Origin of the sequence: Corynebacterium sp. HMSC071F07 (genome assembly GCF_001810285.1) — a bacterium.
Taxonomy (GTDB): Bacteria; Actinomycetota; Actinomycetes; order Mycobacteriales; family Mycobacteriaceae; genus Corynebacterium; species Corynebacterium simulans.
In genome coordinates, this window is record NZ_KV800694.1 from 58,607 (window position 1) to 71,953 (window position 13,347).

The following is a 13,347-nucleotide window of genomic DNA, read 5'->3' on the forward strand; positions in this document are numbered from 1 at the left end:
TTGGCCGCGCGGATGTCGCCCTCGGTGAGGTTCGCAACGTCCATGGCCAGGACCTTCTTGAATCCCACGCCAAGCGACATCACCTGGAATCCGCCGGAGTCCGTGTAGGTGGGGCCATGCCAGTTTTCAAAGGCCGCGACGCCGCCAGCCTCATCCACGATGTCGTGGCCCGGCTGCAGATAAAGGTGATAAGCGTTGGACAAGATGGCCTGCGCTCCCGTCTGCCGGATCTGCTCCGGGGTCAGGGTCTTGACCGTGGCCTTGGTGGCCACGGGGATAAAGGCTGGGGTCTGAATATCCCCGTGCGGTGTGTGAATGGTGCCGCTGCGACCATGTTTGCCAGGACCAGCCTGGTCGAGGCGCGTGCGCACGTCGAAGCTCAGGTCAGTCTCTAGCTTGGGTGCAGGAAAAGGCGGCTGTTGCTCGATCATAGAGGCTAGTTTACGTGTTGCGTCGTATCCGCAGATGCGCCGCCATGCTCACGCTCCCACTCTTCTTCCAGAGCTGTGCCTTCGATGTCGAGGGAAGGCATGACCTTATCCATCCACTTTGGCAGCCACCAGGTCGCGCGGCCCAACAGGAACATCGTGGCGGGGACGAGGGACATGCGCACAAGGAAGGCGTCGAAAAGCACGCCTGCGGCAAGGGCGAAACCGAAGATCTGGATAAACGGCAGCGGCTGGTTAATAAACGCCACGAAGACAGAAATCATAATGATGGCTGCGGCCGTGACCACGCGCGCGCCTTCAGTAAAGCCCGCGATGGTGGCCTCATCCACAGCGTTGTACTTGGTGCCATTGCCGCGTGGATAACGCGCGATGTGCTCGCGCATGCGGGTGACCAGGAAGACCTGATAATCCATGGCCAAGCCGAAGGTCACGCCGATCAGGAAGATAGGCATGAAGGAAATTAGCGGACCAGGCGCCGGGACTAGGCCGAAGAGGCCGTCCTGCCACACCAGAACCGTAAGGCCGAAGGCCGCGCCCACTGAGAGCAGGAATCCCAAGCCAGCCACCACGGGGACCAAGACCGAGCGGAAGACTAAGAAGAGCAACAGGATGGCCAAGCCCACCACGATGGCGAGGTAAGGCAGCATGGCGGCCTCCAAGCGCTCGGTGATATCTAGCTGCACGGCGGTCAGGCCAGTCATGCCGATTTCCGCGCCGGTGACCTCGCCCAAGCGCTCGTTCTCTGCACGCAGAGCCGACGCCGTGCCGACGGTCGTGGGATCCGTCGGGCCTGTGGTCGGTGCGACCATGATCTGTGCCGCGGTCTGATCAGAGTTGAGGCCAACGATCTGTGCGTGCTTCACGCCGCCTACCTGGTTAAGCTGCTGGGTCGCGTACATGAAGGAGGCGAAAGTTGCCTTCTTTTGTTGGTCTTCGCCTTCTTGACCCTGAATCAGCGGCTGGAGAGCCGGCGCATCTGGGTTGGCTTCCTCACCGTTGACGATGACCAGGAATGGACCATTGACGCCTGCACCGAAGCCCTCTGCCAGCAGGTCCGCGGACTTGCGCTGGGTGGTATCCGGATTCGAGCTGGTATCCGCTGGCAGCGCGAGCTCCATGTTCAGCACCGGGGCGCTCAGCGCGCCAAGACCCAACACGACCACGGCCATGACCAGGCCCGGGGCCTTCTGCACCGCACGCACCCAGCGGTTGCCCATGGTGGCGCCCTTACGGCGCTTGCCCTTCCTATTCGGGTTGCCGGCGATGCCGGGGATTCGACCAGCAAAGGCTTTATCGCCAGCCAGGCCAAGCAGCGCCGGCACCAGGGTCAGCGCGACGAGCACCGCCATGAACACGGTGCCCGCGGCAGCCAAGCCCATGGCGGTGAGGAAGCCAATCTTGGCCACGATGAGGGCGAAGAGCGCCACGAAGACCGTGGCGCCAGCGAAGACCACGGAGGAACCTGCCGTGCCCACCGCCATGCCGGCGGCTTCGGGCCCATCCATCCGCGAGCGCTCCTGGCGGTAGCGCGACATGATAAACAGCGCATAGTCGATGCCCACGGCCAGGCCAATCATGATGGCCAGGACCGGGGTCAAGTTATTGAGTTCAATCCAGTGCGTGGCAATCATGACGCCGAGCGCGCCCAGGCCCACGCCCACGACGGCCGAGATCAGCGGCATGCCTGCCGAGACCAAAGAACCGAAGGTGAAGATGAGGACGAGGAAGGCCACACCCAAGCCGATGATCTCCGAGATGGAGTTGACCTTGATCTCATCGCCAAAGCCCGCGCCGCCGGCCTCGACCGTTAGCCCCTTCTCGCGGCCCAGCTCCATCGCCGCGGTGACGACGTCCTTGTCTTCTTGCTCAACGGTGTAGGAGCTTTCCGCATCGAAGTTGAAGGTGGTATAGGCGATGGTCTCGTCCTCATTAACCATCGCGAGGTTATCCGCATCCTTGCGAGCGGTCTCTTCCGGCAGGCCCATCGAGGTGAATTGTTCGATAACTTGCTGCTGCAAAGCCGGCGATACGTCGAGCGGGTTGCCCCAGCGTTGCTGGTCCTTGATGCCGAGCTCGTTGGTGATCTGATCGACCACCTGCTGCATCGCTTCCTTGTTTTGCGGGTCAGAAAGCTTCTGCCCCTCGGGTGCTTGGAAAACCAGGTTCACCGAAGGCGCGCTGGCCAAATTGCCGCTTTCCGGGAAAAGCTCGGCGGCGCGGTGGGTAGCGTCAATCGCCGGCGTGCCCTTGATGGAGTACTCCGAAGTCATGGGCTTCATCAAGGCAATCGTGGCGCCCACAGCGGCCACAAAGATCACAAGCCACGCGATGATCACTTTCCACCTGTTGAGGAAGGACCAGCGCCCAAGACGGTACAAGAGTTTTGCCACAGGAGTTACCTTCTGTCTCGTTGATTAACTTCGCCCAGTCTAGCGGCCAGCCGCTGGCAGCTAAAACAAGAAAAGCCGTGGAGCAATTACTTGCCCCACGGCTTTCGCTATGGCGGTGGCGGCGGGATTTGAACCCGCGGTTGGGGGTTACCCAACATTCGCTTTCGAGGCGAACACCTTCGGCCGCTCGGACACGCCACCGTGGTCTAGGTTACGTGTTGAAGCGCGCGGCACAAAATCCCGCCGGATTTACTTGTCCTTCAGGCCGCCAATAACCTCGTTGGCCTTGTCCTTTACGCCCTCGACAGCGTCAGAGACTTTGTCCTTAGCCTGGGAAGTAACCTGGTCTGCCTTGCCCTCGTTAGCAAGATCCTCGTTGTCGGTTGCGTTTCCCGCAGCTTCCTTTGCCTTACCTACTAGGTCGTCCTTCTTGTTTTCGAAATCACCCATGTTATTTCTCCTTTTTGTTTGCGGTGACCCCATCCTACGCAATGTCAGCGCAGCTCGCCGAAGAAGCCGGTGAGCAGTCCGGCGCATTCTTCCTCGCAAACTCCGGCGCGCACTTCGGGCACGTGCAGGGCACCGGGGGCACGCAGGACATCGACAAGCGAGCCACACGCGCCCGTCTTCGGTTCGAAAGCACCAAAGACCACGGAAGCCACGCGGGCCCCCTGGATAGCCCCGGCACACATCGCGCACGGCTCAAGGGTGACCACAAGTTCGCAGCCTTCTAAGCGCCAGCCATCGCCATGCTTGGCGACGGCCGCGCGAATCGCCTCCACTTCCGCATGTGCGGTGGGATCGCCGCGCTGCTCCCGGCGGTTGACGCCGGTGGAAAGCTCGTTGTCGGCGGCGTCGTAAAGCACCGCTCCTACCGGGATGTCTCCCGCGGGTGTCTGGCGTGCCACCTCGAGCGCGCGGCGCATGCGCGCCTCGGCGCGGGCCAAGCCTTGGGATTTAAGCAATGATCTCTTCGAGCTCGTCGCCGAAGCCTAAATCGCCCGCGATGCGCAGGAGCATATCGGAGGGCCAATCTTCGTCATTGTCGATGATGTAGCCCAACTGATCTTCACTGAGCCCAAGATCAGCAAAGATATCGAAGTCGCCGTCGCCATAAGGATCTGGATCCTCGTCGTCGTCAACGATTTCGGGAAAGTCAAGGTCGCGCAGCTCCAGGAAGTCTGCGGCAAAATCATCCTCGTCGGCATATGTGGCGTCAGAGATCAGCATGCGCACATCTCCCGGCACTGGGCGTACGACAACGAAGTATTCATCCTCTACGCACAGCAGCGCGAAGGCCGCGCCCTCGGAGCGCAGCGCGCGCACCGCGCTGATGGAGGTGTTGATGTCCTCGAAGTCGTCATTAAACTCCCGAACCACCCATTGCCCCTCATTGCGGGCAACGGTAACTGCGAAGGAGATGTTGTCATCACTCATACCTCGTGAGATTAGTCGTGTTGTGCCAGAATTGTCACCGTGAGTTCTCAAGACGTTCAACGACCCGTATGCATCATCGGCCTAGGCCTTATTGGCGGTTCCCTGCTGCGCGATCTCGTGGCAAGCAAACACGCAGTATATGGCTATAATCACTCGACTTCCGGTGCCCGCAGCGCCATCAAAGCGGGCTATGACGTCACCGATGACCTGCAGGCAATTTTGACCCGCGCGGAGGCAGACAATGCACTAATCGTCATCGCTACCCCGATGAAAGCGGTCGCTTCGGTCTTGGACGAGATTCAACAGCACGCGCCGAGCTGTGGCATCACGGACGTAGTTTCCGTGAAGACTGAGGTGCGTGATCTCTTCTTGGAGCGCGGCATGGAATCGCGCTACGTGGGCGGCCACCCGATGGCCGGCACTCAAAACTCAGGCTGGGACCACTCGCAGACCAAGCTCTTTAAGCGTGCAGCATGGGCAATTACCTATGACTACGCCGCCGAGTGCGAGGCCCGCGGGGAGCGCATCCCGAAGAAGTGGATTGAGACCTTCTCCGATGTGGTGCGTATGACGCAGATGGTGCACGCCGAGGCCGTCCCCGTGCGCGTGGCAAATCACGATGCCGCGGTGGCGCGCATTTCTCACCTGCCGCACGTCTTCGCTGAAACCCTCGCTGTGGTGGGCGACAACGGCGGCATCCTCGCGCAGTCCTTGGCCGCGGGCTCCTTCAAGGACGGCACCCGCGTGGCCGGTACCACCCCGGAGCTGGTGCGGCAGATGTGTGAGACCAACGCACCCGCGCTTGTCGACGCCCTCGATGAAGCATTGCAGCTCCTCCAGGACGCGCGCGACTCTCTCGCCGCTGAGCAGCCCTCTGTTGCTGAACTCGCGGAGAATGGCTTCCGCGCCCGCACCCGCATTGAGGCACGCTCCGGCGCCCGCAAGGAATCGGTCTCCCCGGTCAAGATTTCCTCGCGGCCGGTACTGCGCCTACATCCTGGTGGCCCGAACTGGGTGGCGCAGCTGCGTCAGTCGGAGTCTTTGGGCGGGCGAATCGAGATTTTCTAGCCCCGTCTAGTCTTCTAGGCCTGTCTAGGCTTCCCGCCCTGTCTAGCCTTCCCGCCCCGTCTAGTCACGGAACGTATCGTCGCGCCGCTTGCGGGACTTCGATTCATCCCTGCTCACCGCAAGGATGGGAAGTCCCAGAAGGCCCAGCGCGAGCCCAATCGGGAAAAGCACCAGCATTCCCGAGGCAACCCACAGCACCACGCCGAGGATTGCGCCCGCTACCAAGCAGGGCACGAGTTTGTTGTTGTTCACGCTCACCTTTCTAGTTCCCGTGGCGAAGGCAAACTTTTTACTGGCCATGAAGCTAAGCACCTAAAAATGAGGTCTCGTAAAGCGGTTCCGGTCTCATCGTACGCCGCGGCCTCTCTCGCAGCAGCTTCCGCGCCCCGCAGGTCTTTCGCACGGCACCAGGTTCTCTGCACGGCACCAGGTTCTCTGCACGGCCCCTGCGGCTGCAAATCGCAAATGGTGAGGTCGACCCGCAACGGAAGTGGCTGGTGTTAACGCCCGTGGCTGGTGAGCGGTCACCTCACCATCTACACCTCACCATTTGACTGGCTGGCCTCACCATTTGACTCCGCGCCGCCGCCAAGAGCCACCAAGCGCCTCCTTCGCGCCACCCATACAAAACGAAAATCTCGCGGCCTCCAAGAAGGAAACCGCGAGAAAATTTTGTGCGCCCGGAGGGATTCGAACCCCCAACCTTCTGATCCGTAGTCAGATGCTCTATCCGTTGAGCTACGGGCGCTAACCGCTACTGCGTTTGATTGCTGTGCAATCTCTCGCTGCAACGTGGATTAACTATAGTGCCGTTCTTTAAAGGCGGCAAATCGCCAGGCCAACACACGTTTTTACGCGTTGGTAACCTGTCGATAACTGCACTTAAACACCAGCCTTTAAAGCACCAGCCCAAAGACCGGCACGGCCAGCAGGTAGACCGTGAGAGTAATCAGCACGCAGCCAATGAGGTTGAGGCCGACGCCGCCCTTGATCATGTCGCCAATCTTCACGTAACCCGATCCGTATGCAATGGCATTCGGCGGGGTTGCCACCGGCAGCATGAACGCGCAGGTTGCCGCGAGCGCCACCGGAATGGTCAGCAGCAGGATGTTGATCTCGCCGCCCTCGGTCAGGCCAATGCCAACCGCAACGCCGCCCATGATGGGCAGGAAGGTCGCCGCCGTTGCCGTGTTGGAGGTGATCTCGGTCAGGAAAAGAACCAGCAGCGCAACTGCTGCGATGAGCAGCACCGTGGGCAGGCCGCCGAGGCCCTTAGCCATCTCGCCGATCCACAGAGATAGGCCCGAGTTGTTAAACATCGCGGACAGAGACAGGCCACCACCAAAGAGAAGCAGGACGTCCCACGGCATCTCATTCGCGGTCTTCCAGTCCAGCAGGCGCACGCCGGTCTTGGCGTCGGCTGGGATGATAAACAGCAGCAGGCCGGCAGCAATACCGACGATGGCATCGTCGTAGTTTGAGTCCTCGCCAACCAAGAAAGGAACGACCACCCAGGCGATAGCTGCGCCTAGGAAGATGATGCCGGTGAGAATCTGCGGAGCAGTCCACGGACCAAGAGCTGCGATTTCGCGGTCAATTAGCTCCTTGCCGCCAGGAATACGGTCCATCTCCGGCTTGAAGATGGTCACCAACAACAGCCATGCGATAAACAGGAAGATAACTGCCAGCGGCATTCCCACGATCATCCACTTGCCAAAGCCGAGGACGATGTCGTGAGATTCCTTCATATATCCGGCCAACAGAGCGTTCGGCGGAGTACCGATCAGCGTGCCCAGGGAGCCAATGGACGCGGAATACGCAATGCCCAGCATCAGCGCCGTTGCAAACTTCTTCTGCTTGGCCATGCCACCCACGGTGTCTGCGGTCAGCGCCAGCACGGAGGTACCGATAGGCAGCATGACTACCGCGGTCGCCGTATTTGAGACCCACATGGACAAAAAGCCGGTTGCCAGCATAAAGCCCAGCACAATGCGCTTTGGCGAGGTGCCAACCACCTTCACCACCGCCAGGGCCATGCGGCGGTGCAAGTTCCAACGCTGCAACGCGAGCGCAATGAGGAAGCCACCCATAAACAAGAAGATCGTCGCCGAAGCATAAGGCGAGCCAACTTCCTTAATGGTGCCCACGCCGGCCAGCGGGAAGATAACCAAAGGCAAAAGTGCCGTAGCTGCCAGCGGAATTGCTTCGGTCATCCACCACACGCCCATCAGGATGGTCACCGCCGCAACCGCGCGAATCGCGCCATAAGTATAGGTTTCCTCTGGGTCCGCGCCCGAGGATTGCAGCACGGTATCCACCGCATTCGACGGAAAAATAAACCACACCAGGGCGGCCAGCGCTAAGCCTAGAAACAGGCCTATAAGCATGCGGCGCCATTCACGCTTGGCGACGCCGTGATCTTCTTCGCCTTCTACGTGAGCTGTTGATTCATGTGTTTGCGGGGTCGTCATTCAGTTCTCCTTGCCAAACCTTCTAGCACGCGGGGATAAGCAAAATGCGAACCATGCAATACCCACGTTTGCGAACACCATACAACTTTGAACCAAAGAAAAAATCGGTTTTTAAACGCGGTTACCCCCACCGAGGCCCACCAGAGCCAGCACTGCCAGCAACATCACGACCACGGCTAGGCCCGCCAGCGCCGCGGCACCGGGGAGGGCGCCGCCGGTGTGAAGGGCGGCGTCGTAAAGCGCGTTACGGCGGCGCACCCGCCAACCCAGCCAGGCGCAGGCACCCGCGCCGCCCACGAAGGCGATGAGCTCCGCAATGGTCCACGGCAGCTCACTGCGCAAAACCACCAGAACCACCAGCACGAACGCCAAAAGGCTGCGCTGCCACGACAGCCGGGTGCGCTCCGGTTGCAGCCCTGGGTCATACATTTATGCCCCCGCGCCCACGAGCTGACCTACCAGGATCAGCACGCCGATAAGCAGCACCACCAACACGAGCAGAGGCATCGCGACATTCGGCGGCAGGGGCTTTTGCTCACGCATCGCGCTTTCCGATGCCCCCCAATGCGCCCACGCCACCGCCGGCAAGACGATGGCGACCACCAGCATGATCACGGAGATGATAAGGGTCAGCGTGCCGTGAATCGGGAGGTCGAAAGCCTGCAGTGCAACGCCGCCTGCGATGAAAGCGAGCGAGGTACGAATCCATGCCAAGAACGTGCGCTCGTTGGCCATGCTGAAACGCGGATCGGGCTCTGTGCCTTTTTCATAGACAAAGCGTGGGAACCGGCCATTAGATTTATCCATTGCGTCTTATACTTCCTTAACGCACTGCCTCTTGCCACCCGGCAGGGCGCTGCGCCTTAGGCAGCTTTTGCACCACCGCGGCATAAGATTCCTGGACGAGCTCCCGAACTAACTTGGGGTTTATCGAATCCCCGGGATACACGGTGTACCAGTGCCGCTTATTCATGTGATACGCAGGACCGATGTCGGCATAACCAGCCTGCAAAGCGGTGACCTCCTCCGGCGGAGCTTTGAGAATGATGGCTTTCTTTCCACCGAAGAGCTTATTCGCAGGCATTGTGGTGGCCAGCATGACCCACTTCCCGCGCCCCCGCCAGGCTCGCCAGCCTTCGACGAAGGGATAGGACTCGGCGTCAATGAGTTCTTCCGCCGCATCGCTCGCAGTAGAAATAAGCTCTTTTTCGTTCATACGCCGACCTAAAATCCATCGAATTGAAAACGACAATTCCCCAGCTTAATGCGTAGGACTATCGGACGTCCAAGGCGTGGGCTAAGGTGACTGCTACAGACCTAAGCTAAGCAAAAATAAAGGGCCAGTCATGAACAAGATTTTCTTTCTGCTCGCCGTGGTTTTGTTAATCGCGGCCATCTACATGTTCTTTAAATCGCGCCAAGCCAAGGCGGCTAGCGCGCAGGAGACGGGCGATACCTTCTCCAAGGATTACTTCGCTGAGGCCAAAGGCCAAAACGAGTTCAATCCAGAAAATCTTGGTCCGGGTGCAATCATCCGTTACGGCGCCACCGACTACGTCGTCCGCGGCACCCTGACCCTAAATGAGGGCCCTTATTACTGGTACGAATACCTGCTCGACGGTGGAGATAACTCCTCCTGGCTGGGAGTCGAGGTCGATGAAGGCCAGCTCAATCTCACCTGGTGGACCTCCCGCAAGGGCGCCGGCGTCACGCCAGATCGCGGCACCGTGGAATTCGAGGGAGTTACATATAGTGAGGACGAGCGCGGCCATGCGCGCTACACCTCCACCGGCACCACCGGCCTGCCAGAGTCCGGCGAGATGCGCTACGTAGATTATTCCGCGGGTGACAAGCTGCTGGGCTTTGAGGGCTGGGCCAACAATGACAGCTGGGAGGTATCCACCGGCCGCACCATGCTGCCGGGTGAGTTCACCGTGTACCCAGCTCCGAAGGCATAGGCCGCAGTGGAGGTTCTAGATTGCCCCAGCGCGGACGTCAGTGCCGCTGACTTGGGGCTGCGCTTAAACGGCCCGCGCCCGCAGGCGTTAAGCACGACCATGCTTCACGGTTCCAATGGCCTGCGGCTTGAGCTGGATATCATCGGCGCTTCGCATACTGCCAGCGTTTATCGCGGCAAGACGCTACTCTTCCGCGAGGAGATCTCCTGCCACTGTGAGGGTCCGCTGCCGCAGGCCTACGGTGAGATGATGGGTTACGAGCTGAAGACGGACGTCGCCAAGCATGGGGCGGATGGCTTCGCCGCAGAATTTCAACGGGTATCGAGCACGGATTGGCACTCTGCGCAATTTCCCGGGCAGGGTGATTACCACGTCACCGCCCTCAAGGGCACCGCACCCGAAGGCTGCGCAGGCTTCGAGTGGGAAACGGTACATATGTACCCTGCAGAAGAAATAATCGTGAAGACTACAAGTAGGTGGGTTCCATGAACTATGACAAAGGCTGGAAATGGTCACTGGTCTTCGCCGTACTTTCGCAGTAATTGGCGGTCTGACTTCACCCGGCGTTACTGGCGCTCCCATCAGGTCAGGCACCTGTCAGGCAAACAATGTTCAGGCAGAGGCCAACCGCCTTGCAGCAGAGCATAAGCCGAAGGCGCGCCAATTCGATCCCGCAACGGGCACAGAGTACCTGCGCTACCGCAAGCAGATTGTCAAGGTCGAGCCCACTGGCCCGCAGAACTGTTCAGTGCGCGTGGAAAATCTCGATCACTTCCACGACGGCACCTATATCTTCTTAGGTCCCGGTTTTAGTCCCTCCTCCCCTTCCCGTTCTTCCGGCGGCTCCTCCGGCTCTTCCGGCGGCGTGAAATAGAAAGGCTTTAGTTCATGCTCGATTCAATCCTGGCCACCTTTGCTTATTTCGGTATTGCAGCGGTGCTGCTACTTGCCGGCTTCGTAGTTCTGGATCTGCTCACCCCGGGCAAGCTTTACCGCGCTGTCTTCGTTGATCATCACGTCAACGCTGCGGTCATCGCTTCCGCCCAGCAGATTGCCCTGGGAGCGGTGCTGGTTACCGCCATCGTGCACTCTTTTGAACTGCTAGAAACCGCTGTCTACGGCCTAGTCGGCATCGTGCTGCAGGCACTAGCGTTGGTCATTTTGGAGGCGCTTATCCCCGGCCGTTTCCGGGATCTGGTGGAAGATACCAAGCCCCGCGCGGGCGCCTTCTGCGCGAGCGTCATCCTCATCGTCATCGGCGCAATTAATGCCGCATGCCTGACCTAAACGCTTCCCCCGCCGCAGATTCGCTGGTCCGCTCGCGCGCCTGGCGGGTAGCTCTGCTTATCTCCGTCTGTATCTGCGCAGCTTCGGGCTTGGTCTACGAGCTGGCCTTGCTGACGCTGTCCACGAGCCTCAACGGCGGCGGCATTGTAGAGACCTCGCTGATCGTGGCAGGTTACGTCGCCTCCTTGGGTTTGGGCGCGTTAATGGCCAAGCCATTCTTGTCGTGGCCGGCGAGTTCTTTCCTCATCGTCGAAACTCTGCTCGGCCTGTGCGGCGGCGTGAGCGCCGTGGTGCTCTACATGGTCTTCGCGCTTGTGGGCCAGTCCACCCTCATTTTGGTCGTAGCGACGCTGCTCATTGGCATTTTGGTGGGTATGGAAGTGCCACTGCTTATGACGCTGATTCAGCGCGGGCGTACCTCGAATGCTGAGGATTCCGGCTCGGTGGTAGCCAACCTCAACTTCGCGGATTACGTCGGCGGCCTGCTGGGCGGTTTGGCATGGCCATTTATCTTGCTGCCGTGGCTGGGCATGATTCGTGGCACCGCTGCGGCCGGCTTAGTCAACCTCATCGCCGCACTCGTGGTTGCGCTGCTTCTACTGCGCACGGTGCTCTCCGGCAAGCAGCTTCTAATGCATGTCCTCGCGCTGCTGGGCGCTATCGCCTTGCTGCTTACTCTCATCATCCGCAGCGAATCCATAGTGGTAACCGCCCGGCAATCGCTCTACGATGATCCTGTCATTTACGCCCATACCTCGGATTACCAGGACATCGTGGTGACCAAACGCGGCAAGGATTCACGCCTCTATCTCAACGGCGGCCTGCAGTATTCCTCCCGCGATGAGTATCGCTACACCGAGTCCCTGGTCTATCCCGTGCTGCCTGCCAAGCCAGGCGGGCGAGTGCTCGTCATTGGCGGCGGCGATGGCTTAGCCGCGCGCGAGCTGCTCAAGATGGACTTTAAGCTCACCCAGGTCGAGCTCGATCCCGAGGTGGTGAACGTGGCCAACACGGTCCTGCGCGAGGACAACGGGGGCGCCATGGAAGATCCGCGCGTGCGGATCCTCAACGAGGACGCGTTTACCTGGTTGCGTTCGGGCGGTGATCACACGCTTTACGACGCCGTCCTCATCGATTTACCCGACCCAGACTCCGCCGCCATGGCCCGCCTTTACTCGGAAGAGTTCTACACCATGGCGCACAAGATGCTCGCTCCCGGCGGCAAGATGGTCGTGCAGGCAACCAGTGCCTTTAGTACTCCCGATGTGTTCTGGCGTATCGATTCCACACTGCGTTCCGCCGGCTGCCCCACCGTGCCTTATCACGTGCACGTGCCCACCTTTGGTGACTGGGGCTTTGTGGCCTGCGCGGAGGAAATCTCCGTGCCCAACTACGCTCCCCCGCTGCGCTACCTCGATGATGCGACTCTTGAGGCCGCGCAATCATTCGGCTTAGATAACCAGCCGCGCAACCTGCCGGCCTCCACGCTCGATCATCCTTATGTGGTCGATGACCTGCGCCGCGGATACCGCCAGGCAGGGGACTAAGAATACTAAGACCCAGCCTCGGAGAACTTCTCCAAGGCGACGGGGCTGCCGGCAATCACGATAAGATCCGTCGGGTTCAATTTCTGGCCTTTCTCAACAGGCATCCAGTGGCCATAGTCCTTGCGCACTGAGACCAGCTGCACGCGATGTTTTTCCCACGTTTTCTGCGGATCTAGTGGGGTTTGAACCAAGTGCGCGGGCGGGGTGAGCTTGGTAACGCCATAGTCCTCAGCGATTTCGGCGAAATCTTCGAACTTGCCGCCGAGCAAGTGTGCAATGCGGCGACCAGTGTCGCGTTCTGGGCGGATGACGTGGTGTACGCCCAGCTGCAGCAGGATGCGTGCATGCGCGTCGGAGTCCGCCTTCGCCCAAATGTCCTTTACGCCGAGTTCTACCAAATTTGAGGCGGTCAAAATGGAGTCCTCTAGGTGCGAGCCGATGGCCAGCACCACGCGGTCCACCTCGTCGATGCCCAGCTGGTGCAAGACCTCGGCGTCGGTTGTATCAGCTTGTACTGCCTCGGTGAGAACCGGCGAATAATCACGCACGAACTTCTCGCAATTGTCGATGCCGAGCACCTCAACGCCATGATCCATAAGTTCACGCGCCAGGGAAAAACCGAAGCGCCCCAAGCCGATGACGACCACTGCGGGGATGTCGATGGATTGCTTTTCGTGGCGCAGCGCGCCGAAGATGTTAGCCAATGAACGGCCTTTCTACTGGGTAGCGATAGTGACGAG

Annotated in this window: 17 protein-coding genes and 2 tRNA genes; 6 read left to right on the plus strand and 13 right to left on the minus strand. The window is 60.0% G+C overall.

What is annotated here, in order from left to right:
- From HMPREF2724_RS01885 to HMPREF2724_RS01910, 6 genes are all read right to left on the minus strand, one after another.
- A partial coding sequence (locus HMPREF2724_RS01885) for a tRNA-guanine transglycosylase (RefSeq protein ID WP_141748308.1) occupies window positions 1-431 on the minus strand: 431 nt, incomplete at its 3' end.
- A gap of 5 nt (window positions 432-436) precedes the next feature.
- Window positions 437-2,839 carry an MMPL family transporter gene (locus tag HMPREF2724_RS01890; RefSeq protein ID WP_070455664.1) on the minus strand — a complete coding sequence of 801 codons (2,403 nt, stop codon included), beginning with the start codon at window positions 2,837-2,839 and terminating at the stop codon, window positions 437-439.
- A gap of 110 nt (window positions 2,840-2,949) precedes the next feature.
- Window positions 2,950-3,040, minus strand: a tRNA-Ser gene (locus HMPREF2724_RS01895).
- A 48-nt stretch (window positions 3,041-3,088) separates the two neighbouring features.
- Window positions 3,089-3,289, minus strand: a complete 201-nt coding sequence (locus HMPREF2724_RS01900; protein WP_061920058.1) for a CsbD family protein — start codon at window positions 3,287-3,289, stop codon at window positions 3,089-3,091.
- Between the two features lie 44 nt (window positions 3,290-3,333).
- Window positions 3,334-3,765, minus strand: a complete 432-nt coding sequence (locus HMPREF2724_RS01905) for a nucleoside deaminase (RefSeq protein WP_070455826.1) — start codon at window positions 3,763-3,765, stop codon at window positions 3,334-3,336.
- A 31-nt stretch (window positions 3,766-3,796) separates the two neighbouring features.
- Window positions 3,797-4,276, minus strand: coding sequence for a tRNA adenosine deaminase-associated protein (locus HMPREF2724_RS01910; RefSeq protein ID WP_061920056.1), 480 nt, complete (start codon window positions 4,274-4,276; stop codon window positions 3,797-3,799).
- A gap of 39 nt (window positions 4,277-4,315) precedes the next feature.
- Here HMPREF2724_RS01910 and HMPREF2724_RS01915 point away from each other — a divergent pair, with 39 nt between their 5' ends.
- Window positions 4,316-5,344 carry a prephenate dehydrogenase gene (locus HMPREF2724_RS01915; protein ID WP_061920054.1) on the plus strand — a complete coding sequence of 343 codons (1,029 nt, stop codon included), beginning with the start codon at window positions 4,316-4,318 and terminating at the stop codon, window positions 5,342-5,344.
- Window positions 5,345-5,404: 60 nt separating this feature from the next.
- On the opposite strand, the gene HMPREF2724_RS01920 is transcribed toward HMPREF2724_RS01915, so the two are convergent.
- From HMPREF2724_RS01920 to HMPREF2724_RS01945, 6 genes are all read right to left on the minus strand, one after another.
- Window positions 5,405-5,596 (minus strand): hypothetical protein, encoded by a 192-nt coding sequence (locus tag HMPREF2724_RS01920; protein WP_235590976.1) that lies wholly within the window; start codon window positions 5,594-5,596, stop codon window positions 5,405-5,407.
- Between the two features lie 423 nt (window positions 5,597-6,019).
- Window positions 6,020-6,092: transfer RNA gene (locus HMPREF2724_RS01925), tRNA-Arg, on the minus strand.
- A 148-nt stretch (window positions 6,093-6,240) separates the two neighbouring features.
- Window positions 6,241-7,815, minus strand: coding sequence for an SLC13 family permease (locus HMPREF2724_RS01930; RefSeq protein WP_070586882.1), 1,575 nt, complete (start codon window positions 7,813-7,815; stop codon window positions 6,241-6,243).
- A gap of 111 nt (window positions 7,816-7,926) precedes the next feature.
- Window positions 7,927-8,244 carry a DUF202 domain-containing protein gene (locus tag HMPREF2724_RS01935; protein WP_070586884.1) on the minus strand — a complete coding sequence of 106 codons (318 nt, stop codon included), beginning with the start codon at window positions 8,242-8,244 and terminating at the stop codon, window positions 7,927-7,929.
- The gene (locus tag HMPREF2724_RS01940; RefSeq protein ID WP_070586887.1) at window positions 8,245-8,622 is read right to left on the minus strand and encodes a YidH family protein; all 378 of its coding nucleotides are present in this window, start codon (window positions 8,620-8,622) and stop codon (window positions 8,245-8,247) included.
- Between the two features lie 16 nt (window positions 8,623-8,638).
- Window positions 8,639-9,031, minus strand: coding sequence for an MmcQ/YjbR family DNA-binding protein (locus tag HMPREF2724_RS01945; protein WP_070586889.1), 393 nt, complete (start codon window positions 9,029-9,031; stop codon window positions 8,639-8,641).
- Window positions 9,032-9,161: 130 nt separating this feature from the next.
- Here HMPREF2724_RS01945 and HMPREF2724_RS01950 point away from each other — a divergent pair, with 130 nt between their 5' ends.
- Genes HMPREF2724_RS01950 through HMPREF2724_RS01970 form a run of 5 tightly spaced genes read left to right on the plus strand, consistent with a single transcriptional unit; the run spans window position 9,162 to window position 12,607 of the window.
- Window positions 9,162-9,773, plus strand: a complete 612-nt coding sequence (locus HMPREF2724_RS01950) for a DUF4178 domain-containing protein (RefSeq protein ID WP_070455667.1) — start codon at window positions 9,162-9,164, stop codon at window positions 9,771-9,773.
- 6 nt (window positions 9,774-9,779) lie between these two features.
- Window positions 9,780-10,262 carry a DUF2617 family protein gene (locus HMPREF2724_RS01955; RefSeq protein ID WP_070586892.1) on the plus strand — a complete coding sequence of 161 codons (483 nt, stop codon included), beginning with the start codon at window positions 9,780-9,782 and terminating at the stop codon, window positions 10,260-10,262.
- A 19-nt stretch (window positions 10,263-10,281) separates the two neighbouring features.
- Complete coding sequence (locus HMPREF2724_RS01960; RefSeq protein WP_070586895.1) at window positions 10,282-10,647, plus strand: DUF4247 domain-containing protein; 366 nt, start codon at window positions 10,282-10,284, stop codon at window positions 10,645-10,647.
- Window positions 10,648-10,661: 14 nt separating this feature from the next.
- Complete coding sequence (locus tag HMPREF2724_RS01965; RefSeq protein ID WP_070455669.1) at window positions 10,662-11,060, plus strand: DUF350 domain-containing protein; 399 nt, start codon at window positions 10,662-10,664, stop codon at window positions 11,058-11,060.
- Window positions 11,048-12,607 carry a polyamine aminopropyltransferase gene (locus HMPREF2724_RS01970; protein ID WP_070455670.1) on the plus strand — a complete coding sequence of 520 codons (1,560 nt, stop codon included), beginning with the start codon at window positions 11,048-11,050 and terminating at the stop codon, window positions 12,605-12,607. Before HMPREF2724_RS01965 ends, HMPREF2724_RS01970 begins: the two co-directional genes overlap by 13 nt.
- Before the next feature lie 5 nt (window positions 12,608-12,612).
- Here HMPREF2724_RS01970 and HMPREF2724_RS01975 read toward each other — a convergent pair whose 3' ends face one another.
- Window positions 12,613-13,311, minus strand: a complete 699-nt coding sequence (locus HMPREF2724_RS01975) for a potassium channel family protein (RefSeq protein ID WP_179294263.1) — start codon at window positions 13,309-13,311, stop codon at window positions 12,613-12,615.
- Between the last annotated feature and the right edge of the window lie 36 nt (window positions 13,312-13,347).